18 protein-coding genes and 1 riboswitch are annotated in these 23,831 nt (G+C 47.0%); of the genes, 5 read left to right on the forward strand and 13 right to left on the reverse strand.

Translation table 11 applies throughout. From position 1 onward, the window contains the following. Window positions 1–45 precede the first annotated feature (45 nt). Complete coding sequence (locus tag NC994_RS08760) at window positions 46–684, reverse strand: hypothetical protein (protein ID WP_190432777.1); 639 nt, start codon at window positions 682–684, stop codon at window positions 46–48. 125 nt (window positions 685–809) lie between these two features. Continuing rightward, the gene (locus tag NC994_RS08765) at window positions 810–1,970 is read right to left on the reverse strand and encodes a hypothetical protein (RefSeq protein WP_190432779.1); all 1,161 of its coding nucleotides are present in this window, start codon (window positions 1,968–1,970) and stop codon (window positions 810–812) included. A gap of 361 nt (window positions 1,971–2,331) precedes the next feature. Between NC994_RS08765 and dacB the strand changes: the two genes are divergently transcribed. After that, the gene (gene dacB, locus NC994_RS08770) at window positions 2,332–3,819 is read left to right on the forward strand and encodes a D-alanyl-D-alanine carboxypeptidase/D-alanyl-D-alanine-endopeptidase (protein WP_348225579.1); all 1,488 of its coding nucleotides are present in this window, start codon (window positions 2,332–2,334) and stop codon (window positions 3,817–3,819) included. Window positions 3,820–3,950: 131 nt separating this feature from the next. Here the strand turns inward: dacB and NC994_RS08775 are convergent, their stop codons facing one another. Further along, window positions 3,951–5,009: an ABC transporter ATP-binding protein gene (locus NC994_RS08775; RefSeq protein WP_190432782.1), complete on the reverse strand. Its 1,059-nt coding sequence runs from the start codon at window positions 5,007–5,009 to the stop codon at window positions 3,951–3,953. Window positions 5,010–5,591: 582 nt separating this feature from the next. On the opposite strand from NC994_RS08775, the gene NC994_RS08780 reads away from it, so the two are divergent. Then, window positions 5,592–6,833: a hypothetical protein gene (locus tag NC994_RS08780; protein WP_190432785.1), complete on the forward strand. Its 1,242-nt coding sequence runs from the start codon at window positions 5,592–5,594 to the stop codon at window positions 6,831–6,833. 338 nt (window positions 6,834–7,171) lie between these two features. Here the strand turns inward: NC994_RS08780 and NC994_RS08785 are convergent, their stop codons facing one another. From NC994_RS08785 to NC994_RS08805, 5 genes are all read right to left on the reverse strand, one after another. Beyond that, entirely contained in the window at window positions 7,172–8,758 is a 1,587-nt protein-coding gene (locus tag NC994_RS08785; protein WP_190410699.1) for an iron ABC transporter permease, read from the reverse strand. A 125-nt stretch (window positions 8,759–8,883) separates the two neighbouring features. Next, window positions 8,884–9,990, reverse strand: coding sequence for an extracellular solute-binding protein (locus NC994_RS08790; RefSeq protein WP_190432786.1), 1,107 nt, complete (start codon window positions 9,988–9,990; stop codon window positions 8,884–8,886). Between the two features lie 560 nt (window positions 9,991–10,550). Beyond that, window positions 10,551–11,330 carry a superoxide dismutase gene (locus tag NC994_RS08795; RefSeq protein ID WP_190410697.1) on the reverse strand — a complete coding sequence of 260 codons (780 nt, stop codon included), beginning with the start codon at window positions 11,328–11,330 and terminating at the stop codon, window positions 10,551–10,553. A 180-nt stretch (window positions 11,331–11,510) separates the two neighbouring features. Beyond that, complete coding sequence (locus NC994_RS08800; protein ID WP_190432788.1) at window positions 11,511–13,868, reverse strand: TonB-dependent receptor; 2,358 nt, start codon at window positions 13,866–13,868, stop codon at window positions 11,511–11,513. A gap of 92 nt (window positions 13,869–13,960) precedes the next feature. Next, window positions 13,961–14,641, reverse strand: a complete 681-nt coding sequence (locus NC994_RS08805) for a tetratricopeptide repeat protein (RefSeq protein WP_190428412.1) — start codon at window positions 14,639–14,641, stop codon at window positions 13,961–13,963. A 222-nt stretch (window positions 14,642–14,863) separates the two neighbouring features. Between NC994_RS08805 and NC994_RS08810 the strand changes: the two genes are divergently transcribed. Continuing rightward, window positions 14,864–15,295, forward strand: coding sequence for a BlaI/MecI/CopY family transcriptional regulator (locus tag NC994_RS08810; RefSeq protein WP_190410694.1), 432 nt, complete (start codon window positions 14,864–14,866; stop codon window positions 15,293–15,295). Next, window positions 15,286–16,128 (forward strand): M56 family metallopeptidase, encoded by an 843-nt coding sequence (locus tag NC994_RS08815; protein WP_190432790.1) that lies wholly within the window; start codon window positions 15,286–15,288, stop codon window positions 16,126–16,128. Before NC994_RS08810 ends, NC994_RS08815 begins: the two co-directional genes overlap by 10 nt. A gap of 97 nt (window positions 16,129–16,225) precedes the next feature. Here NC994_RS08815 and NC994_RS08820 read toward each other — a convergent pair whose 3' ends face one another. After that, window positions 16,226–16,888, reverse strand: coding sequence for a HupE/UreJ family protein (locus NC994_RS08820; RefSeq protein WP_190432791.1), 663 nt, complete (start codon window positions 16,886–16,888; stop codon window positions 16,226–16,228). Window positions 16,889–16,908: 20 nt separating this feature from the next. Then, window positions 16,909–17,059, reverse strand: a riboswitch (cobalamin riboswitch). A 95-nt stretch (window positions 17,060–17,154) separates the two neighbouring features. Between NC994_RS08820 and NC994_RS08825 the strand changes: the two genes are divergently transcribed. Next, window positions 17,155–17,280: a hypothetical protein gene (locus tag NC994_RS08825; protein ID WP_277881120.1), complete on the forward strand. Its 126-nt coding sequence runs from the start codon at window positions 17,155–17,157 to the stop codon at window positions 17,278–17,280. 12 nt (window positions 17,281–17,292) lie between these two features. On the opposite strand, the gene NC994_RS08830 is transcribed toward NC994_RS08825, so the two are convergent. The 4 genes from NC994_RS08830 to NC994_RS08845 all read right to left on the reverse strand — a co-directional run bounded on the left by NC994_RS08830 (window position 17,293) and on the right by NC994_RS08845 (window position 23,496). Next, window positions 17,293–19,041: an ABC transporter ATP-binding protein gene (locus NC994_RS08830; protein WP_190432793.1), complete on the reverse strand. Its 1,749-nt coding sequence runs from the start codon at window positions 19,039–19,041 to the stop codon at window positions 17,293–17,295. A gap of 128 nt (window positions 19,042–19,169) precedes the next feature. After that, a complete protein-coding gene (locus NC994_RS08835) occupies window positions 19,170–20,216 on the reverse strand; it encodes a YdcF family protein (protein ID WP_190432795.1) in 1,047 nt (348 codons plus the stop codon). Window positions 20,217–20,291: 75 nt separating this feature from the next. Next, the gene (gene pap / locus NC994_RS08840; RefSeq protein ID WP_190432797.1) at window positions 20,292–21,779 is read right to left on the reverse strand and encodes a polyphosphate:AMP phosphotransferase; all 1,488 of its coding nucleotides are present in this window, start codon (window positions 21,777–21,779) and stop codon (window positions 20,292–20,294) included. A gap of 226 nt (window positions 21,780–22,005) precedes the next feature. Continuing rightward, window positions 22,006–23,496, reverse strand: coding sequence for a choice-of-anchor Q domain-containing protein (locus NC994_RS08845; protein WP_190432800.1), 1,491 nt, complete (start codon window positions 23,494–23,496; stop codon window positions 22,006–22,008). Window positions 23,497–23,831: the final 335 nt, after the last annotated feature.

Genomic DNA, 23,831 nt, shown 5'->3' on the forward strand with positions numbered 1-23,831 from the left:
TTTAACGAGCCATGTTATCCGAACCTTGCATTTACACTCGCTAAATTAATTAGAAACCGGTACGCCTTTAAATGGCTGGGTATTGGGAATATAAATGTCTAACGTATTGATTCCCTGCGGAACTTGTAGCCAAACATAGGCATCGGCTGAGGCACCTTGTCCAATGCTGCCAAAATCCACTGAAGGAGTCGCACGTTTAGGAGAAACCGCCTTGTAAGTCTCGTTTGTATTCGGATTGCGGGCAGTTATTGCAGATGGGTTTAAAACATCTATATCTGGATCGGTCGGACTTGCAACCCGTCGAATCCGAAACTGCATATTTACGACATTCCGAGATCCCGTTTCTGGATCGGCAACGCGCCTGACCGAGAGTAATTCTACTTGTGCCTTGCTGTTAAAAGCCGGTTGCACAAACTGCCCTGGTTGAATTTTGGCGTTGGTGTTGGTAGCGTTAGTCGGAGTAAGCACTGGAGAGGCGGTGCTAGTAGGGCTGACGGTGGGAGTGCTGTCTGCATCTGGTGTTGGGCTAGATGTTGGCTCTCCGATAGGCGTCGAACCGCTTTTTAAATTAGCGATCGCGTTGAGTTCCTCCCGCAGTTCAAAAACTTGATAGGCACTGAAGCCACTGCCAATAATCGCCAAAATTGAAAGTATAACTGCGATGCCAGATAAAAAATTGCTCATACCGTTTTGGTAAGGGGTAATGGATCGTGAGTCAGAAGCAACGAACTCAGAACAAATGACTAAAGACTCATGATTATGGACGAATAATGACTGACAAATCTCCACGATCCATTACCGATTCCCTCCTATTTAGAAATGGGCACATTCTTAAATGCCTGTACCTCCGGCACGTAGAGGTCAATAGAATTGACGTTTTCTGGCACCCTCAGCCAGACATAGGCATCTGCTGACGCTTGTGGGCGCAGCTGGAACAAAGAAACGGTTCCCGTCGAGCGATTAATCAAGTCAACGGCTTTGTAGGTTTCGCTCGTCTCTGGATTCCGCCCAGTGGTTCCGCCCACAGTAATGATGTCACCCCCAACCACTCGATCCGCTGATAGACGCCGGACGCGCATCTGCACGTTTACCACGTCGCGGTTTCTGGATTCGGGATCTTGAATTCGCTTCACAGACAGCAACTCTACTTGTCCTTTGGTGCCCAAGGCAGGCTGTACAAATTGACCGGGTTGAATGTCAGCACTGGGCACTGGCGCAGCTGGCGCAGTAGTCACGGGTGCCTGAGCTTGGGGCGATAGCGCGATGGTGGGTACTGGGGAAGCGGGGGCGGTTCCGCTCACTGGGCTGGTGTTCGCATCCGCAATCGGCACATTTTTAAACGCCTGCGTTTGCTCGACATAGATGTCGAGGGTACTAACACCTGCGGGGACTTTTAGCACGACATAGCCTTCTTGCGGTTGCCCCCGGCGCATCTGATATAAAGAAACCGTTCCTGATGAACGCTTCAAGGGATCGAGTGCTTGATAAGTTTCGCTGGTGATCGGATTCCGGGCAGTTGTCCCACCGACATTAATCAGGTCTCCTCCCACCACATCGTCTGCAAGACGATTAATTCGCATATCCACGCTGACTTCATCGGGCGCAGCGAGAATTCTGCGGACGGCGATTAATTCTACCTGCCCTTTGTTGCTTAAAGCAGGCTCAACAAATTGACCGGGTTGAATGCCAAGGCTGGGCGCTGGGGCGACTGGGGCGACGGGAGCAGTTGGGGCGACGGTGGGGCTAATGGTTGAGCTGACAGTAGGGCTAGCGGTCGTCACTGGAACTTCTGCGGGAGCGATCGCATTTTCTTGCTGCATTCGCTGATACAGCCACCAACCAGCAGCAACTAAACCCAATGTCGAAAGTGCGCTTAATAGAGCAACCAAAAAATATTTACTTCCGTTTTTCCGACGGGGTGCCTCTGTATGGCGATTGCTTTTCTCAAAATCGCGCTCTTGAAGTGCCATGATTATAAGTACCTATTTTTTTCAGTTGTAAATACAAAAAAATCTATGATTATTCTGTATTTTATTCACTTTTTAAGACTCGATAAGCTCTACCATTAGAAATATTTTTATTGGTAAACTAAATCGTGTTTTTGCACCTATCTAAGGTAGTATTTTTATTGACAAATCAGTTTTATTTGGAAAAATCTGAATGGTAAGTAGGTTTTTAAAAGAAAGTATCAGCTTATCCCAGCATAAAGAAACCTGTAGTCTCAAAAAAACAAGTTTATCTATTTTTAGCTTTTTCCCGCGCCCCTACTTATTTCTAAAAATTACTAAAATCAGTAAATGCCTGAGTTTCCTGTTGCTCCTAAACACACAATTGCTATCCTGGCAGGAAGCGGCGAGGGCAAATAATCCCGCTGTTTCTCCGAATCCTTCGATAAATTCAAAGCAGGTTTCTCAAGCAGAAAAACCCCAATCCCCTGCGTTGGTTTGTCCTGCCCAACTAGGAAACGCGATTGAAGCTGTCACCAACCGTCCGGAATTTTCTCGTACTCGTTGGGGAATTTTAATAGAACCATTATCGACAAATTCAAAATTTCCAGAACGCACCCTCTACAGCCGCGAACCAGACCGTTACTTTATTCCCGCATCGAATACAAAGCTGCTGACAACAGCAGCGGTTTTAAACAAGTTAGGTTCTCAGTTTCGGATTCGCACCTCAGTTTATGGCACAAACGGGGGAGAATTGCGCGTAGTGGGACGAGGTGATCCTAGTTTCAGCGATACCCAGATAAGAGGCTTGGCACAACAGCTAAAGCGCCAGGGAATTCGTCAGGTGCAGCAGCTAATTGTCGAGGATGATTACTTTCAAGGACAGGCAGTAAATCCCAGTTGGGAATGGGGCGATCTACAGGCACCTTATGCGGCACCCGTTAATAGTTTAATTTTGAATCAAAATGCTACCGTGCTGACCCTATCACCGCGATCGCCTGGGCAACCGCTACAAACTGCTTGGATCGATCCAATTGCGCTGACGCAATGGCGAATTGAAAATAATACGGTGACATCTGAAGCGAAATCACCCGCAGCGATCGCCGTTAGCGCTGTACTGGGGAAACCCGTATTACAGATTAAAGGTCAGCTGCCTGCGGGTGCCGAACCTGCATCCTTGGGTGTGGCAGTTCTCGACCCCGCCCAGTATTTTTTGCAGCACTTCCGGCGGGCTTTAGTAATTGCAGGGATTCCTATCGCACAGTCGCAGGTGGGATCTGGCAGAGAAAGGGGGAACGAACGGGAATTAGCTGCTGTGGAGTCGCCGCCGTTGGAGACTCTGTTGATGGAGACGAACCAAAACAGCAATAATCTCTACGCAGAAGCTTTATTGCGAACCCTGGGTGCCGCCGGTAAAGGCGAGGAAACCACACTTTCAGAGAATTCGGCTGCAATGGGGTTAGCTGCTGTTAAACAAGCTTTAACGGAATTAGGCGTCGATCCCAATAGTTACGTGATGGCTGATGGTTCCGGGTTGTCTCGTCATAACTTAGTGAGTCCAAAAGCACTGGTACAAACGTTGGAAGCGATCGCGCAAACCAAAGAAGCCGCAATTTACCGCGCCTCTCTCCCGGTTGCCGGTGTCAGTGGCACCCTAAAAAGTCGCTTTCAAAATACCCCAGCCCAAGGCATTGTGCAAGCGAAGACAGGAACGATGAGTGGAACGGTTTCCTTATCTGGGTATATGAATCACCCAGAGTATCAAACGATCGTTTTTAGCATTCTCGTCAATCAATCGGACCAATCTGCCCCAACGATACGGCAGGCGATGGACGAAATTGTGCTGCTACTCACTCGCTTGCGCCGCTGTTGAGTGCGATACATCTGTAGGGGCATGGCAATCAAAAAGCCCCGACCAAGCCCAGTTCGCCGGGTCTGATTTGGAGATCCCCCAACCCCCTTAAAAAGGGGGCTATGAGCAATTTCCCTAATTTATCGAGAGTTTTAGTTGGGAAAAACTCGAACGGTATCACCGGCAATCGATAGCTGCACTCGCGTTCCTACCGGCAAGGCGGTATCAGTCATCGTGCGAGCGTGGAGTTCTTTGCCAGAGGGAGTTTGGAGGCAATATCGGTACTCGCGCCCTAAAAAGCGCCGGGTTCGGATGACAACAGGTGCATCAGGAAATGGCTGTAAGATCAAGTCTTCCTGGCGAATCATGAGTTCGCCAGTGAGGCTAGAAATGTGGTCTTGCCGTCCGTTAAGGGCGACATCAAAACAACCGACTTCTGTTTCCCACAGATGACCTTGGCGTTGGGCGGGAAGGAAGTTGGCTTGGGTGACAAATTCAGCAACAAACCGCGAGGCGGGGTAAGTATAAATTTCTTCCGGCGTACCCATTTGCTCTAAATGTCCTTGACGCATCACACCCACCCAATCAGAGATGGCAAGTGCTTCTTCTTGGTCGTGAGTGACAAAAATTGCTGAAGTGCCAATTGCCTTGAGAATCTCTCGCACTTCTTCGCGCAACCTCAAACGTACTTGGATATCGAGATTGCTCAGAGGTTCATCGAGGAGAACCAGCTTTGGTCGCGGTGCTAAGGCACGGGCGAGGGCAACCCGTTGCTGCTGACCGCCAGAGAGTTCGTGAGGATAACGCTTTTCTAATCCTTGCAGACCGACAAGCGCGATCGCATCTTGCGTGCGTTCCTTGACCTGCTGTTTACTCAACTGTTGCAACCCAAAAGCAACATTCTCCGCCACACTCAGATGAGGAAACAGGGCATAGTCTTGAAAGACAATTCCCACGTCCCGATGCTCTGGCGGCACCCAACAACGGGAATCAGCTACCGTTCGTCCCGCAATCTCCACGCTTCCGCGGTAAGGTCGTTCAAAACCTGCAATCAGCCGCAACAGTGTAGTTTTACCGCAGCCAGATGGCCCCAGCAATCCTAACAAATCCCCTGGCTGCAAAGTCAACGTTACATCTTCAACAGCCGGAACTGTATTTTGGCTAAACTGCTTCGTTACATTCTGTAAGCGTAAAATTGCCGGTGATTGCATAACTCAAAATTTAAAATAGGCGGCTTGATTAAATATCTCTTTGGCACAACAAATCATTTCAGGACTTACACAACTGTCACATGCGATAGCGAAGCGCTGCTGCGAAGCGCAGATTGCATCTCCACAATTAGGCCAAGGACATGGCTAACGCTGGACGCCTGAGTTGAGCAACTAATTTTCTCCTGAGAACCTGAATGTCAACCCTACGACAAACATTTGCAATGGTACGGGACCTGTAGTGGTAACAACAAGCTCTGGCAGGAATGCAAAGAAGAATAAAATTCCCTTTGGATTAGTGATACTGGTGACCAATCCAGTCCAGAAAAGTCTTCGGTAAACAATTGGAGTAACCGTTTTCGATGACTGAACCTGCTGCTTGCTCATCAACATTTGTACTCCTAAGAACAAATATATAGCACCAGCGAAGCGTATTAAATTAAACAGAAGCTCTGATGCCTGTAGCAATGCTGATAGCCCCAGCATGGCAAAACCAATTTGTTAGGTTCTTGTAAGAAGTCGTCTTCGGTTGCTAAAGCTGAAACATCAACATTTCTTATTTTCAATCCTTGCTTCAAAGTTGCTATGACGCAAATTGCTGAACAGTCTCCAAATAAATTAGTTCTCCGCCAGAATTACGTGTCCTTCGGTCGTGTGTTCCGAGAAATTCTCGTGACCGGGATAGGAGTTGGATTCCTTCTCTGGACCGGGCCTGCAAAATTGAACTGCCAACGGATAGAACCGACGCAGGTTACGTGTCAGTTAAGCAAACCGGGCTGGTTGGGGTTGGGGGTGTGGCAGAACACACCCATTCGTAATTTGCAGGCTGTGGAGTTGACAACAAATGTAGATGATGGGGTATTTTACCAAGTTCTGTTACAAACCAGTGAAGGTGAAGTTCCTTTAAGGGAATATAAAACTTCTGGGTTGGATAATACACAGGAGAGTGTTGATCGCATCAACACCTTCCTAAAAGACCCTACAGCAAATCGCTTAAGCATTGCACAGGTGGACTGGTTGCAGTGGTCTGGGTTACTCCCTGGTATGTTCTTCCTTGTGGGAATCAACGCGCTGTATGTCAGTCTTTTGAGTATCCGCTCTAAATTAATCGAGTCTTATTGCATTGACCAAACCCAGAATCGACTGACTTACCAATATGGGAGTCTGTGGAGACAACGCCAGGAACATTATGATTTTTCAGATATTCATCGGGTTGTTTTAGATGTAGACCCTTGGGCAAAGGTGCGGCTCTTTGTCGAAATGCGATCGGAGGAGTTACTTTGTCTGTGTGGACAGGCTCACCCATCTGTAAAGTCTCCCTGGGAGGGAGCAGAGTGGCGACAAGTGCAGCCAATAGCAGATGAAGTCAGTCGTCGAGTTTACTGTCCCTGGCAATTGGCACTTGGATTTGGGCAAACCTGGATTGACAAATATGTGGCTCAACACCCATACGCAAAAATGACCGCACAGTGGTTGAAAGCGAACGTGCAATCATCTAAAGTTTGGGTCTTCGATCGGTCAGCCCACTGTATCATTTCCCATGACAGTGATACGGTCAAGACCTACACGCTGAGTGATTTTGTTGATGTTCAGGTTCAGCTGACTCCTAGTAGAAGACTAGTCCCAAAAGAAGATAGTGATGGTGACAAATTATACGATGTCAACTATCAGATCGTTTTGGTGTTGACTTCCAACAGACAGGTTGCAATTCAGCACTATTACAGTCGCGAGTACAACTGGGAACCCGAAAGTGGCAAGCAGGCAACCGCACAAGTTCGGGCAGAAGAGACGGCTCAAGGTATTCGCCAGTATGTCCGCAAAGATTAGCACAGCGATCACCATCATCCATCAGGAAGGATCGCGTGCATGAGGAGAAACTCCTTGCCATATGGGACATAGCGTAGTTCTTTTGAGCGATCGCGCTTTCGTGGTGTTCTTATGCGATCTGCGCTTCGCAGCAGCGCTTCGCTATCGCAGTACCAGTTGCGTAAGTCTTGAATTCGATAAAAACCATCTAGATAGCAATCTTAAGTAATTCTTGAAACTCTCTTCCTTGGCGTCCTATAGCGAAGAGAGCGCATCTCTCTAGCGCATTCGCGCCGCTTCGCGAACGCTAGCGCGTCCTTGGCGGTTCGTCAAAAAAATCTCCTACAAACCATTTCCGCCTACTTATAACTCCTCACACGCTCTTGAGATAACAGTAATAAAGTCGAGCCAATCGAAACTAATAACATAAATAGAGAGCCAGTTGCTGCCTCAGCAAACTCAACATTTTCCGTCGCTTTCCAAATCTTTACAGCCAAGGTTTCAAAGCCAATCGGTGCTAATAGCAAAGTAGCCGGTAATTCTTTAATTGCCGTCAGAAACACCAACATAGCTCCAGCAATAACACCCGGACGCACCAGCGGAAGCGTAACTTCTCTGAGAGTTTGCCAGGAACTTCTGCCCAAACTCCGCGCCGATTCTTCCAGCTGCGGATTCACCTGTAAAAGCGAACCCCGCACGGTTCCCACCGACTGGGGTAGAAACAAGACAAGATATGCAAACACCAACATCGGCAGGGTTTGATACAACTGTGGCAAGTAGTTTGCCCCAAAAAATACCAGCGACAGCGCCACCACAATTCCAGGCAAGCCAAAGCCAATGTAAGAACAGCGTTCAATTATTGAAGTAATTCGCCCAGGAAACCGCACCGCTAAAATTGCCACAGGTAAGGCAAAAAGAGTGGCGACACCCGCTGTAATTCCTGACGCCAAAATGGAATTGAGTGCAGCCGGTACCAGATTCGGCAGGCTGTAGCCATTATGGAGTCCGCGAATCAGCCAGAACACGGTAATGCCAATAGGAAGCACTAAAGCGATCGCTGTCACGACCGCACAAAAAGCCACCGCAGGCCACTTCCAACGCCCCAGCAGCAAGACTTTAGGGGGGCGCTGGGAGGTGGAGCCGCGACTGTAGTATGCTGCACGCGATCGCGCTCGGTACTCTAACCACAAAATCAACAGTACCAGCCCCACCAATACCAACGCCAAAGCCGCTGCTGAATTGCGGTTAAAACTTGCCTTGTACTGCAAAAAAATTGCCCGTGTAAAGGCATCAAACCGCATTAACGACGGCGTCCCAAAGTCCCGCAGCGAGTACAACGCCACCAATAAACCCCCAGCCACCAATGACGGGCGCAACTGGGGCAAGATAACCCGAAAGAAAGTAGCTTGACCGCTTTGACCTAAACTCCGGGCGGCTTCCTCCAGGGTGGGATCAATTCCTTGCAATCCAGAACGCACGCTCAACAGCAAATAAGGATAAGTAAATAAGGTGAGTGCCAAAATCACCCCAGGCCAACCGTAGATGGAAGGTAATTCCTGTACCCCCAAAGGTTCTAGCAACAACTGCAACAAGCTACCCCGTGGTCCAAAGGTGGCAATCAGCGTAAAACTTCCTACATAGCTAGGAACTGCCAAGGGTAAGGTCGTCGCTATTAGCCAAAATCGGCGTCCCGGTAAATCGGTTCGCACGGTTAAAAATGCCAGTGGCACGGCAATCAATGCCGAACACAGGGTTACGATTGCCGCCATCGCCGCACTGTTGAACAAAATGGTAAGAGTTCGCGCACGGGAAACTAACTCCCAGAGCGCCTCCCCACCGACACCAGCCGTCCGGATGACCAAATAAGTCAGAGGCAGAGCGATCGCGATCGCTACTGCCGCTGCTGTTAAAGTCAGAAATAAAGGGGGTCGAGCTGCTTTCTCCAATCAGTTAATCAACATGAGGATTAACAACCAACAATTCAACAAAATTGCGGAAATAACATCACTTTTGAAGGCTGGTCATGGGTAATAAGAATTATCAGTACTTATTCCCCATTCCCACAAACGACTTAAATTACCTGTGTCTCCTGCAAAAGCTTCAACGTTGCATCCAAGTCGTTCAGATTGCTTAAGTCAATGGCAGTCGCTTGGCTGGGAATTCCGTTCAGTGCTTTTAAATTCCCCGCCGGAGCGATTCCCGAAGCTAGTGGATACTCATAAGTCTTGGTGGCAAAGTATTTCTGAGCATCCTGAGCCAACATGAAGTCCACAAACTTCTGAGCAATATTGGGATGTTTTGCACCATCTAAAATTGCCACGCCTGCCACGTTGACTAAGGAACCCACATCATTGGTGAAGTGATGATCCACGGGAGCTTGGGGATTTTCTTGCTTGAACTTTTCCAAGTAATAGTGATTGACAAATCCGACCGCAATTTCCCCACGGGATAGCGCTTCTACAATTGCCGCATTTTTGGGGTAAGTTTTGGGATTGTTGGCTTTAATGCCTTCTAGCCATTGCTTAGCTTTCTCATCCCCTTGCGAGACGCGCAAAGCGGTGACAAAGGACTGGAAGGAGCCATTCGTAGGTGCCCAACCAATTTTTCCTTTCCACTTTGGATCGGTAAAGCCAGTGATAGATTCTGGTAAATCTGCTGCCTTAACTAACTTGGTGTTGTAGTCTACTGTCCGCACTCGACCCGTAATTCCAACCCACTTCCCATCCGGTGAGCGGTAGCGGCTTTCTACCCGATCGAGTAGTGAAGTTGGCAACTGCGATGCCCTACCTGCCTTTTGCATTGCTCCGAGTGCCCCGGCATCTTGAGCAAAGAAAACGTCAGCCGGACTATTTTTACCTTCTTCCAGAATGGCTGCTGCTAACTCAGCGGTGTCGCCATAGCGGACTTGTACTTTTGCCCCAGTTTCCTTTTCAAACTGTTTAATCAGGTCGCCAACCAGTTTCTCGTCCCGTCCTGAGTAGACCACCAGTTCTTTTTCCAATGGGCCGGTGGCGGCAACTGGGCTGGCAGATGGACTGACGGCATTCGTACTGGCAGGGCTGCTGGTTGGGGAGGTTGCATTGGGAGTCGTGGCACTCTGGTTGTCAGAGCAGGCGATCGCTAACCCACCGCTCGCAGTTGCCAGTCCCATTAAAAACACAAACTTTCGACGCTTCACCAGGTTACTCCTCAATAAAATCTTATATTGACAATGTTTTTTAACTAGGTAGCTAAGAACCGTTTGTTAAGTTACCACAAACAAATTCTCCACCCACTACCTGTACAAAGGGTTGCTTTTCTTTGAAGCCATCTTCTATAGCCTGTGTTATCAACTTTTAGTAACGTAATTGACAACCTTTGAATATAGCTGCAAAAAGAGTTATTGTCAATTATTATCATTAAGCTACAAAAATAGCGCTGTAGATGCATTGGGTTCCCAGGATCGGGAGCATCCCGATGAGAGCAAATTGCCCAGAGGCGGGAATCCGGCGAGACAAACGAAGTCCATCTAGCACTGCGAGAGCCACCTCGCGCTTCACAGCCTCAATTGAGCCTGCTAACTAAGGCTTCGAGCAACTAGGCTAGGCCGGGATGGCACTAACACAAAGAGTTTGCAAATAAATTTCCGGATTAAAGCTGAAGTAAGCTTTAACTTACTGGTCAGCCTTTAAACCCGTTTAAACGGGTTTAAGCTATTAGCCCAAACTTTAGTTTAGGGCTGAAATCAGCGGCATTCAACTAAGCTGATGCTTTCTCAAATCGCTGGTTTACTGCATTCCAATTAACGACGTTCCACCAAGCATCTAAATAATCAGCACGCTTATTTTGGTATTTCAAATAGTAAGCGTGTTCCCAGACATCATTGCCCATAATCGGATACATTCCTTCCATCAACGGACTATCTTGATTCGCCGTACTCATCACTTGCAACCTCCCATCCTTGCCGCGAACCAGCCAAGCCCAGCCGCTGCCAAAACGCTTGCTACCGGCTTCATTAAATTGCTTTTTGAAAGCGTCAAAACTGCCAAAGCTTTGATTAATCGCTTCGGCAATTCTTCCCGTCGGCGCTCCACCAGCATTGGGTGCCATGATTTCCCAAAACATCGTATGATTTACGTGACCGCCGCCGTTATTGCGTACTGTAGTACGAATATCTTCTGGCACGCTATTGATGTCACGAAGCAATTCTTCAGGACTCTTGCCTTTGAGTTGCGAGTATTTATTCACGGCTTCATTCAGGTTTTTGACGTAGGCGGCATGGTGTTTATCATGGTGAAACCGCATCGTCGCCTCATCAATATGGGGTTCCAGAGCATTGTAGGCATAAGGTAAAGGCGGCAGTGTAAAAGTATTTGCCGTTTGCCCCTGCTGTTGTGCTTGCGGTGTCTGCTGCTGTGCTTGCTGGTTTTCACTTTTTGGAGTTGTTTGAGCTGCACAAGCTGCGGGGAAAGCCCCAATGACGGCTGCTCCGGCAGTGCCACCTAGCAGAAACAGGAAATTTCGACGATAAAGAGCCATAATTCAATCAATTTCGGTAGAAAGTTGCGCTTTCATCAAAAATTACACCTGTCTAGCGGTATAAATACCTCTATCTCAAGGAGGTAATTTCGGGATGATGACAGGATTGCGTTAAGCGATCGCTCTGACAAAAAGCAGTAAAATTCTACTCTTACCCTATCCAATACCTATCCAAAATTTTTAAAAATTGGACTGTAAGCCAACTCGTAAAGTTAAACCGGGGTGATAGATTCGATTAGCTTTCTCGTACTTTACATCAGCCAAATTTTCTAAATTCACTGTAATCCCAAAATTCTTAGTAATCGGAATCCGACCGCTTAAATCTAAATTTAAAAAGGACGGGGAAAAATCTTTGTTACTCTCGCCAGGATTATTAAAGAAAGCTCTCCGTGCCCCGCCGTGGTAACTTGCATATAGATTCAGTTGCCATCCTCCACTCGCATAACCAATCCCGAATTGTCCTACTGAGTAAGGAATTAAACCTAGTTGTAATCCTTTCTCCAATCCTGTCTCGATTCGCGCATCTGTATAGGTATAGTTGAGAAAAGTTGACCATTGCGGAGTCATTTGCCACCGTAATGCGGCTTCTAAACCATTTGTATTTACCAGCCCAATATTCGCCCAACGACCTGATATAACTCCGAGGCGATTATCTAAACGGCTGCCGAAATAGGTAAACTGTCCTGCCAAATTTTCTAAAAACTGGATATCGACTCCAGCCGTCCAAGAAGAGCCGGTTTCTGGATTTAGATCCGGGTTCGGCAACCAGTTATGAACCGTATCAAAAACATACAATTGATCTAATCCAGGATTGCGCTGAACCGAAGCCCAACTGCCCCGCACAGCCACCGTTGGAGTAACAGCCCACCGTCCCCCGACACTGGGATTCAAATAGCTCCCAAAGTCACTATTAAAATTTTGTCGCAGACCAAAATCTGCCTGTAATGAGTTGCTTATTTTCCAAGTATTTAAAGCAAATATTGCTGTATGAAATCTATCTCGATTTTCAGTTTCGTTAAGGGCAATCTGATTTGGAACCGTACTTAACACATCCCCATTCAAATAACTATTTTGTACATCGAATCCCCAAGTTAGAGTATTTCGAGGAGATGTTTGCCACTGATGTTCTACCCTAGCATTGAGAGCTTGGGAATTTAGGGTACCAGTCCGGTAGAAGATATTTTGAGTTGGGCCATAAGTGTTAAAGTAATCTTGATTATAGGAAAGTGTCGTTTTCAGAACAGAATCTTCACCTTCTCCTAGCAAAGTCTTCCAAGATAACCCAATATTAAAAGCATCGTGGTCTAATCTGTCTTTTTGCAGAGGAAACCCAAAATAAAGTAACCCACGACGACTGCTAATTTTAGAAGCATCTAAACTAAGAGTATTCCTAGAATTCAAATCTAGTGAGATCCCACCAAAGTAGTTACTAGTTGCGGTATCTCCGTTAAATAGAAGACCTTCGGAATCCCGATTAGCTGCACCTTTAGGGACAGCATAACGATTATCTGCCTCGTAATCTTCATAGCCAAGATTAAATCTTAGATTGTCAACAGAACCGCCATAGCTAATCCGATAGTTAGACTGATTAAAAGAGCCATATTCAACTAAAGCATTGAGTCTAGGACCTTCTTGTCCTTGTTTGGTGATGATATTAACAACTCCTCCAAAAGCTTCCGAACCATATAAAGTAGAACTGGTGCCGCTGGATAATTCCACTTCTTCGATTGCTTCTACTGGAATACTATTAAGGTCGGTAGCACCATGATAAGTATTAATATTCGTGTTGATAGGTCTGCCATTGAGGAGAAAAACAGACTGATTAATCGAATGTCCCCGGTAGTAAGTGCCAGTATGAATATCTGCCCCGAAACCGGCATCATTAATGGCAAATCCAGGGAGTCCTCTCAAGACTTCCGCTGCACTATTAGCGCCTTGCTTTTGAATTTCTTCTTGATTAATTGTATAGACGGGCGTAGATGTTTCTGGAAAAATTTCTCTTTTCGCCGTTACGACTAATTCAATTTCTTCATTTGTTCCTACTTGAACTTCTGGCTCAGTTGCCAACTCGCTTGATTCAAATGCTTCAGGCGTTTCATCAGACTCGCTATCAGGCTCAGATGCTATGGAATCAGTAGTATTATCTAGGTTGAAAATAAGCGCGGAATCACTTTGATTAACTTCTCCGGGCGGAATCCCAGCCTTTCCAATTATGACTACCTGAATACTATTAGAATCCAAAGGAGTAACAGATACAGCAGTAATTGCATCAGTAGGGTTGTTTTGATAGAAACGATTTCCTTCGGGTAAGCTCAACTGAGCATTGATGATGTTAGCGGTAAAGATATCGTTGTTGCTGGATGTCAAAATTTGAGAAAGTGTACCACCCGTAGTTTCTAAAATTACCTGAATGCCGTTACTTGTTGGAATTAAACGAATGCTAGTGACTTGCGTAACTTCAGCTAGAACTGGATGGCAAACTAATACTGCTACAGCATTCGCTACCAAAAAGCTATTGAACAGTAAGTGTTTATTCATATATTTTTTTCAATAAAGTTTTAGTTAATAATCGTTTTAGCTAATTGCTTCGAGCTTTAGCGATCGCATGGATGATTCAAGGTAACAAATGATTAAGAAACCAGAAAATGACTTGACGAATGAAGCTCTTTAATTTCTTGTAGTAAACTTTGATATTGTTGTCGTTTCCCTTGTTGTAGATAGAGATCGGTGGCTTTCTCAAAATCTGCTCTCACTCCCTGCTTATCTCCCAGCGTGTAGTGAATGAGACAGCGACAGTGATAGGCATCGCCATCCTGAGGATTGAGTTCAATCGCTTGGCTAAAGTCTTCTATTGCTCCCGGATAATCTTGTAGTTGGGAGCGGACAAAACCCCGATTATAGTAAGCTAAAGCGAGGCTGGGGTCGATCTCAATTGCTTGGCTAAAGTCAGCGATCGCTCCTTGCGTATCTCCGAGGGCAGCGCGGGCAAGACCTTGATTCGTGTAAGCTTGAGCATTATCGGGATTGAGCCGAATTGCTTGGTTTAAATCAGCGATCGCTTCAAGGTAATCTCCACTCAATACCTCGTAAACTCCGCGCTTGAAGAAGTCCTCAGCGCTCATTTGATCTGTATCGGTACTCGCCGTTAGCGTGATTTGTAATGGCTGAGCTTGAGCCATCGACGGCGAATTCAGCAGTGCCATTACAATGCTGAAGATAATGCTGAAGATGACAATCCTGCGGGAAAGGCGACTCATAACATAGACGTTGAGAACATAGATGTTGAGAAAGCACTGCGTAACACCCGTCATTTAGTAGCCAATTGCTCACAGGCTGTAAGTCTGTGGCTACACAAACAAAGCCTGCCTACGCAGGCTCAATGTCAGCAGATTTGGCTCTGATTGGGATGCAACCCCATTATTTTGAGTTGAGTCGTTGTTGCCGTCAAAAGACAAGCTGTCAAACTTGAACAAGAGTGCAAGTTTGGAGTGTAAGCTTATTCAGAGATTGCACAAGGCACAAAGTTCAGATGTATGGTTCCTCTACCTAACTACCGTCCCAAACAACTTTCCCTTGGCCCTTTGGAAGCGGAGATTTTAAATATCGTCTGGGAACTCGGCTCTGCCACCGTTAAGGATGTACACGATCGCATTCTGGCTGACCCAGACCGGGAGTTAGCTTATACTTCTGTAACTACGGTGCTGCGTCGCCTGACCCAAAAAGGTTGGCTAGCTTGCGATAAACAAGAACGAAGCTTTTGCTGGCAACCTTTGGTATCGCGGGAAGAAGCGCAAGTCATTAAAGCTCACGAACAGTTACACCAGTTTTTGGCAGTGGGGAACCCAGATGTCGTCGCCGCCTTTGCAGATAGCCTAGATAGCGCTAGCGTAGAGCAAATAGAAGCGATCGCGCTTCGTCTTCAATCCGCACGCAAAGCGAGAGAGGAGGGAAAATCATGCATCTAGCGATGATTCTGACGGCGTTAGGATTGGCGTGGTGTCTGAGATGCACAGGGTTAGAGCCATCGGGAACTTGGACGCAACGCTGGCAACGATCCTTTGGGTTATTTTTGTTTCCGCCACTGCTATTGATCGTGACAGCGATCGCGGTTATTTGTATGGGTGCAGACGGAAAAATGGGAGGACTGCAAGCCGGATGGTTCAGTTACTCCTTCGCCTGGGGATTTTTAGGCGTTGCCGGAATTTTATGTCTAAAGCTGGCACATGAAGGATGGCGTTCGGTACAACAGACACGCACTTATCCCCAAATCGAGCTTGAAGGTAAATTGGGTCGCCTTCTCAATGCCAGCGTTCTATTTAGCGCCCAAATTGGTTTCTGGCAGCCTGAATTAGTCGTCAGTCAGGGATTGTTAGAAACCCTCGATCGAGATCATCTAGAAGCAGTTCTCGCCCACGAACAAGCGCATTACTATTATCGAGATACATTTTGGTTTTTCTGGCTGGGCTGGGTGCGCCAGATAACTGCTTGGTTGCCGAATACAGAAGCTTTGTGGCAAGAACTTTTACTATTGCGGGAACTTCGTGCGGATCGATGGGCGGCGCAACAGGTAGATCCCTTGTTGTTAGCAGAATCTCTGCTATTGGTGGTGAGTGTCTCGCCAGTACAGTCTGAAAGTTTCTGTGCAGCGTTCAGTGCCATGACCTCTCGAAATCGTTTAGAGGAGAGAATCGAAGCGCTTCTGGCACCATCAGAGGAGTCAGCTTCACCCAGCATATGGCTTTGGCATTGGATACTACTAGGGTTTCTGCCGCTAGTAACCGTGCCGTTTCACACTTAAATTTTGGTGTTGCACAATCAGGATAATTTCCTTTCAAATTTCGCGCAAAGACGCAAAGTTTCTGTTAGCGTCTTTGCACCTTTGCGCGAGATTATCATTAACCGAGGACGGAATTACTTAAGAAAACCACTCCAATCGAGCAGATAACCAAACCGGCAAATCGCTGCCAGGATAAAGGTTGAGTGGCAGATTTCCGGCTCACTGCATTGCCAATCAGCATGGCAACCAAGGCAACGCCATATTGAATGAAAGTGAAACCCAGAAGGTAAGCAACAAGCGGTGTCATACCAGCACCGACGATTGCCTCGCCATAAGCATAGCCGTGAAATAAACCAGCAAGCGCTCCCAGCGCTATAAGAACCATCCAGTTTGGTTTGTTTGGCGTTAGCAGCAGCGCCCCAAAGACAATCACGGAACCGGCGATCGCTATCTCAGCTGCCGGTAAATCTAGATTGAGTAAATGAATCCCAGTTCCCGCCAGTGCTGCCAATACAAACCCGGCTGGGATGAACGCGCCCCGCACTTGCCCAACCGCCAGTAATCCAATCGCCACCACAAACGCAAAATGATCCAGTCCAATCAAGGGGTGGGCTAGCCCTGAAAAGAACCCTTCAAAGAAATTAGACGGCGTCTTGCCACCCATTGGATGGTGAGCGATCGCCCGCTGGGCACATAGGAAAGTGCTAATTAAAACCAAAAATACAATTACCGTTCGGCTTTGCATCAGATTTAAGAAAGCAAAGCGTCTATCTTTAGACATATTCTGTACCTCGCAGATTTCGCAAATCAATTTCTCTCGGCGGGTATTCTGGCTGAGAGACCAAAACGACGGATCTCATTACAGCTGCGGGACAGCGACGGTTTTACACCGAACTTTCCCCGTTACCTCTGGTGGCTGCTCCCCACCAGAACCGATTGAGTAGGGCAATCATATCACTTCAGTGCTGGCATTTTAAAAAGTATGGGTAAAATGAACCTCAAACAGATGACTCCAAGAGCCGCTTTATTTGAGGAGGAATCGGAAAAATGTGCGTTAATTGTCTGCTGGGTTCGGCTTTAATGTTCTTTACACCCAGCGTTTCCGAAGTACCATCCAACCCGACGAATCAAATTGCATTACCTCAAGAAACTCAAATAGCGATCGCGTCTTGAGTGCCACTAAAATTAGCTGAGGATTTCCTTTAGCTCGTGCTGGTTCCAAAGCGAACGGTAAAGTCCAGGTTGTTGCAAAAGTTCGGCATGAGTCCCAGACTGCACAATTTGACCTCGATCCATCACAAAAATGCGATCGGCAGTTGCAGCCGCAGACAATTGGTGAGAGATAAAAATAACCGTTTTGCGCTGGATGCCTTCCGAAAGATTATTCAAAATGGCTGTGGCAGTTTGATTATCAACGCTGGAGAGAGCATCATCCAAAATCAGAATCGGGGAATCCATCAGCAAAGCACGGGCGAGAGCCGTCCGTTGTCGCTGCCCCCCTGAGAGGGTAATGCCGCGCTCACCCACAACGGTTTCGTATTGCTGGGGAAAATTGAGAATTTCCGGGTGAATTTGCGCTTGCTTGGCAGCATTAATAATCTCTGTCTGTTCGCTCAGAGGATTGCCGTAGCGAATGTTGTTTTTGATGGTAGTGCTGAACAGAAAACTGTCTTGCGGGACATAAGCGATCGCTCCGCGCAAATCGGGCAATTTTATCTGCGTAATATCATTGCCATCTACGAACAAACTATCGCTTGGAATATCCACTAATCGCGGCAAGGCATTGGCAAGTGTCGATTTTCCGGAGCCAATTGGTCCCACAATCGCCACGGTTTCCCCTGGTTCAATCGTAAAGCTAACATTCTTCAGCGCGGGAGTTTCGGCTCCCGGAAACGTATAACTGAGTTGACGCGCTGTTAATTTACCGCTTACTTTTTCAATGGGTAATGCGAGTGCATTCGGAGAATCTTTAATTTTGGCTTCTGCCATCAGAATTGACTCAATGCGGTCGATACTCACCTCACCTCGTTGGTAGGCAGTAATCGTAAAACCCAGTAAAGCGGTGGGGAAAACTAATCGTTCAGTATAGAGAATTAATGCCAGAAAATCGCCAATTGTGATCGCACCTGCCACAATCGACCGCGCTCCGACCCATAGCAATATCAGTAAGCTGATAAAAGCCATGCCTTGAATGATTGGAAACAAGACATTTCTGGTCTTTGCTAATTGGATATTGGCTTGCAACAGGCGATTATTTAACCGAGAGAAGGCACGGCGTTCGTTCTCCTCCTGAGCGTAGATTTTAATCAGACCAATCCCGCTCATATCCTCTTGAATCAATTCGCTGATGCTAGAGAGTTCCTCTTGTAACACCAGCTGTTCGTTCCGTAGGCGATCGCTAAATAGCTGCACAGCGATCAGCATAAACGGATAGACTGCGATCGCTAGCAGACTCAGCTGCAAATTTATCGACAGCATCACCGGCAATGTCAGTCCGTAGGCAAAAACTGTATTCGCCAAACTTAACACGGCAAATCCCAGCAGACGCCGGATATTATCCACATCGCTAGTCGCCCGGTTAATCAAATCTCCCGCTGTGTTGCTAGCAAAATAAGACGGTTCCAGAGTGAGTAAATGCTGAAAAATCTTTTGTTTCAGGTCAAATTCTACTTGTCGCCCGACTCCAAACAGCAAGATGCGCGAAGCCATCCGCACTACCCACATTGCCGAAGCCAGAATCAGGATTAGCGCTACATACTTCCAGATTTGAGCGAAGTCGAACGCTTGGCGGAGTTCGTCAACGCTATCTCGAATCAGCAAAGGGATATAAACGCCCACTGCATTCACAACAAACAGCGCGATAACGCCTAAGGTAGCCTGTCGCCAGTGGGGACGCAGATAAGCACCCAATTTTTGCAGCCGAGAGTGAGCCATTCTGTGAGGACTGAGGATTAAAAACTGAGAAAAGGCAACAGACAAAAAACTTTCTTGCAACCTGCAAGAAGCTTTCGCCTAACATCCAATCCCAAACCATCGTAGACGAATTGGCGCTCGTGCTGCTTCTATAAAACGAGGGGTGTCAACCAGCCGCGTAAGAAGTAGTAGATGAAAGTGAGATATTCTTCTACCACTCGCGTTGTCGTGACTAGCGCTTCCACGGTGGGAACAAAATCCGTGACGGTGATGCGTCGGGCAGGCGTTGCCCCACTTTGAAAGGTAAAGAAATCTGTAGCTCTGGGAATGACCGTGACGCCCAAATTGGCAAACGTAAGGTTGGCACGGCGAATATTTAAGCCGGAGGCAACGAGAATAATCCGGCGCGATCGAATACCGCGCTGCCTCAAGATTTCCTCAACTCTGACCGCACTGGTGCGGAGATCAACCCCACGCGGTTCAATCACAATTCGGTTGCGGGGTACACCCATCCTGACCAGCAGCGCCGCGACATCGTTAGCCTCGGTAACACTATCTTGATTTCCTGTCAACTCCGCTCTAGGTCCTGCACTGACAATCACTAAGGGGTCATTACCGCTCCGTAGCTGTTCTTGATACAGCTGAGCAGAGTATAGAATGCGATCGCCTGTATCAGTTAATTGAATCTGCGTCCGGTAGGGAAGATTGGGTTGTGTCGTCCCTCGCCCCAGCACCACAATCGCCCCCACAATTTGAGAGCCGGTCGGCGTAATATCAGCCGGACATTGAGTTTGACAAATCAGTTGGCGTCGTTGCTCCAGTTGAATCGCCTCCACTTCCGCTTGCTGAGCCAGCCAGTAGGCAACGATTGGCAAACTAGACAACAACAAAACGAAGAAGGCTATCCTAAGTTGGTTCCAAGCTACGCCTGTTAGCGCATTCTTTTTCACTCCGCCGATGGCGAACAACAAAAGCATAATCGACAACCCCAACGGTTTGAGCGGAAACGAAAGAATGTTCCAGGCACTCGATACCAACCTTTCATTGGGGTTGTAAAACGCCATCACCATGATGACAAACAACAGCAGCCCGCCCAACCAAGCGAGATATTGTTTGGGAATCCATCGCACTAACAAAAAGTAGACTAAGGTGCCAATCAGCAGCCACAGCAGAACCCGCGTTAGTAGTAAAAACATAGTAGGTAATTGGTAATGGGTAATTGGTAATGGGTAATTGGTAACGACTATTCACCAGCGATTACCGATTGCCTCTTATTGACGTTTCAATTTTGCCCGAATTGCCTCGGTTACGGTTTGAATTACCTTAACACGGGCATAGTATTTATCATTCGCAGCAACAATTGTCCAGGGAGCGTTAGGAGTGTTCGTCCGCTGAATTGCTTGATTGACTGCCACTTCATAGAAAGCCCAATTGTCCCGATTTCGCCAATCTTCGGCGGTGAGTTTGTATTCTTTAAAGAGGTCATTCTGACGCGATATGAATCGCTGATACTGTTCTTCAGGACTAATATGCAGCCAGAACTTGACCAAAACGTAGCCTGCATTCGTCAGTTGGCTCTCAAACTCATTGATTTCCTGGTAGGCTCTGCGCCATTCCAGTTCTGTGGCAAAACCTTCAACACGCTCTACTAACACTCGCCCGTACCAGCTGCGGTCATCAATTCCAATTGTCCCTGCTGTTGGCAACCACCGCCAGAACCGCCAGAGGTAGTGATGCGCTTTCTCTTCATCCGTAGGTGCTGCGAAGGGATGAACGGCATAACTGCGGGGGTCGAGGACATCGGTTAAGCGTTTGATGGCTCCTCCTTTCCCAGCCGCATCCCAACCTTCAAACAGCACCAAGACGGGCACTTGATGTTTGTGAATCTTCATCTGAAGCTTCAGCAGTTCTACTTGGGCATCGCGTAACTGCTTTTTGTACTCATCCCTGGAGAGAGCAAGATTGAGATCGACTTGCGCTAAGAGATCCGGCTCTGCTGGGTTGAGGTGTTTTTGAGGGGGTACAGGGGTGATAGGCGTCCGGATGTGAAGTTGGTCGAGGGTTTCTGTAAGAGTGGCAGCGAATTGGGTGAGGACTTTGACCTGCGCCCAGCGTTGGCAGTTGCCCTCAACTAATGTCCAGGGGGCGGAGCCAGTGCTGGTTTGGACGAGCATTTCTTCGGCATAATCTACATATTTGCCGTAGTGTTTCTCTTGTTTCCAGTCTTCTGGACGCACCCGCCAAGCGTCTAACGGATCTTTGGCATATTCTTTGAGTCGGTGCTTTAATTCTTTGCGGCTTAGATGAATCCAGAATTTAGCGATCGCATTTCCATCATCCACCAGTTGGCGCTCAAAGGCGTTTATCTGGGCCATCACGCTTGGGATTTTTGAGTCCTCGATTCGTGCAAACAGCCGGTCTTCTAAAACATGGGTGTACCAGCTGTGATAAAAAATCCCAATACTGCCCTTTACTGGCAGTCTCCGCCAGAAGCGCCACAAAAAAGGGTATTGTTGCTCTTCCTGGTTGGGAGGCCAAATCGGGTGAACCGTAAACCCTCGCGGGTCCATGTAATTGACCATTTTCTTTACTAAAGCACCTTTCCCCGCTGCCGCCCAACCTTCCAGCACGACAATCATGGGTAGCTTTTTGTCCCAGCAAGCCTTTTGGAGCGATCGCACTTGACGCATTAGCGTCTCAATCTGAGAATCATAGATATTTTTATCGAGGCAAAGATCCAAGTCCAGCGTATCTAGCATGATGTTGACTAGAAAAGAGCAGTACCTTTAACTATCTCCTAGTCTTGCACTTGTTGCGCTGACTATTTAGTAACAATCTGCAAATGTCAAAGCTTAGACATAAAAATACAGGAGCCAAAAACAAGAAGAAAAAGTGCTTTTTTCTTCTTGTTTTTGGCTCCAAGCACTAGATAGTTTGAAAATCGGTAATTGGTAAATTACATCCCGTTACCAACTACCCATCTGATTATTTTGCTTCAAATGCTCCGATATCGCAAACACCACCTTGCGGTCTGGCAACACCTCGTTGATCCGTTGCCAAGCAAGTCGCGTTATTTCCTGTATTAATCGCTGGACTCCCTGCTAATAAGGGTAGAGTCTGAGTCAAACCACCAGTCGCAGAAAGTGCACCTAGCATTGGTTCAACAATCGTGATGCCAACCGCGCAGTTTTTGTCAGTGGGATCGTTTGGGTTTTTGGCGGGAAATTGGATATTGTTGCCGCCATTAGTCATTTCGTCAGAACAATTCTGTTTAATATTCCAGGTATTCCCCCCATTGTCCGCCTTATTGTTAGCGATGATTGTATTTTTCAGGGTTATATCTGGACTGCTGCCAAAAATACCAGCCCCCATAAACCCAGCATAATTGTTAGCAATCGTGACATTATTGATGGTCATCTTGCCACTGGTTCTCATGATTGCGCCGCCTAGACCCCCCTTGGCATCTGGAGTCACAGCACGATTCCCTGAAAAAGTAGTATTAGAAACTTCTGCGCTTACGTCATTTCCCGTCCATAGTCCCCCGCCCTGATTCGCAGAAATGTTGCCAGAAAAAGTAGTGTTCCTCACTACAAAAATAGTGCTGTTTGTTCCGGCAGTGTAATTAGGGGCAGTTGTGGTGCCACCGACCACGAAAATAGCACCGCCAAATCCTTTGTCGCCAGTGCCCGTAACGCTATTTCCAGAGAAGGTGTTATTTTCGATTGTCGTCGTATTGTTGTTATAAAGTTGATTAAAAAAAGCCCCACCTTGATTGGTGGCAATATTGTTTGTGAAGGTGTTGTTCCGGAGAATAATTTTACCTAAATTACCATTCGCACCATCATTATAAATGGCACCACCCGCCCCCCCAGGAGCCACAATTCCAGCGGTATTTCCCGTGAAAGTGCTATTCGTTACGGTTAAGTCGCTGAGCAAGTCATAGATTGCTCCGCCGAGGCTAGCTTGATTTCCGGTAAAAGTGCTTTTATCTACAACAATTGTACTTTCACTCTTACTATAGATTGCACCGCCTCCCGCCTCTCCCGGCATTGTTGATTTGTTGTTGTTAAAGGTACAGTTCAGTACCACTAACTTACCTCTGTAGCCGCTATAAACGCCGCCACCATTTTCGGTACTAAAGCCATTCGCAATAGTGAGATTTCTTAGGGTCAATTGAACGAGGCTATCAGTGGAAAAAATCCGATTAGTTCCATTTCCGCTGAGAGTTACTACACTTCGTCCGTCGATTACTGTATTCGCGGAAAGTACCTTTTCTTTCACTACAATCGTATGCGGACTAGAACCACAATTAAAGGTTACAGTCCCCCCGCCTACTAAAGCAGTATCTAAAGCAGCTTCAGTACAACTTGCAGCGGTTCCGTTCCCGACAGTTCCAGCCGCCTCAGCTTTTTGATGTGAGGAAATCGTTAAGGCAACACAGAAAGCGAGAGTTAAGAAATAGACTGGTTGTTTCATACCAAAAACCTCATTGTTCAATATTAGAAGAGATTTATTGTTCGCAATTGCATGACCAAATGAGCTTACTTATTTTTGGGCGTAGAATACTGTGCAATTGCAAAAAAAGGTTGGAAGTGAGAAAGGTTAGAAGCTGAGCTAACAACCCAAATATTTGACAGACTCAATATTTGTTGGTTCCCTAACGAATCCGGCAGTCTCAGCTCGAGGAATAAGTTGTAATCTGAAATAGAGCCTTTGCCAAAAATAGAAATTTTAATCCTCCGCGAATATACGTAGTTTTAACTATGTAAAATTGTCTTGCAACAAGCCTTGTTAAATAGTTCTTCGTTATA

The organism is Trichocoleus sp. AS-A1, assembly GCF_039962015.1.
Lineage (GTDB): Bacteria > Cyanobacteriota > Cyanobacteriia > Cyanobacteriales > FACHB-T130 > FACHB-T130.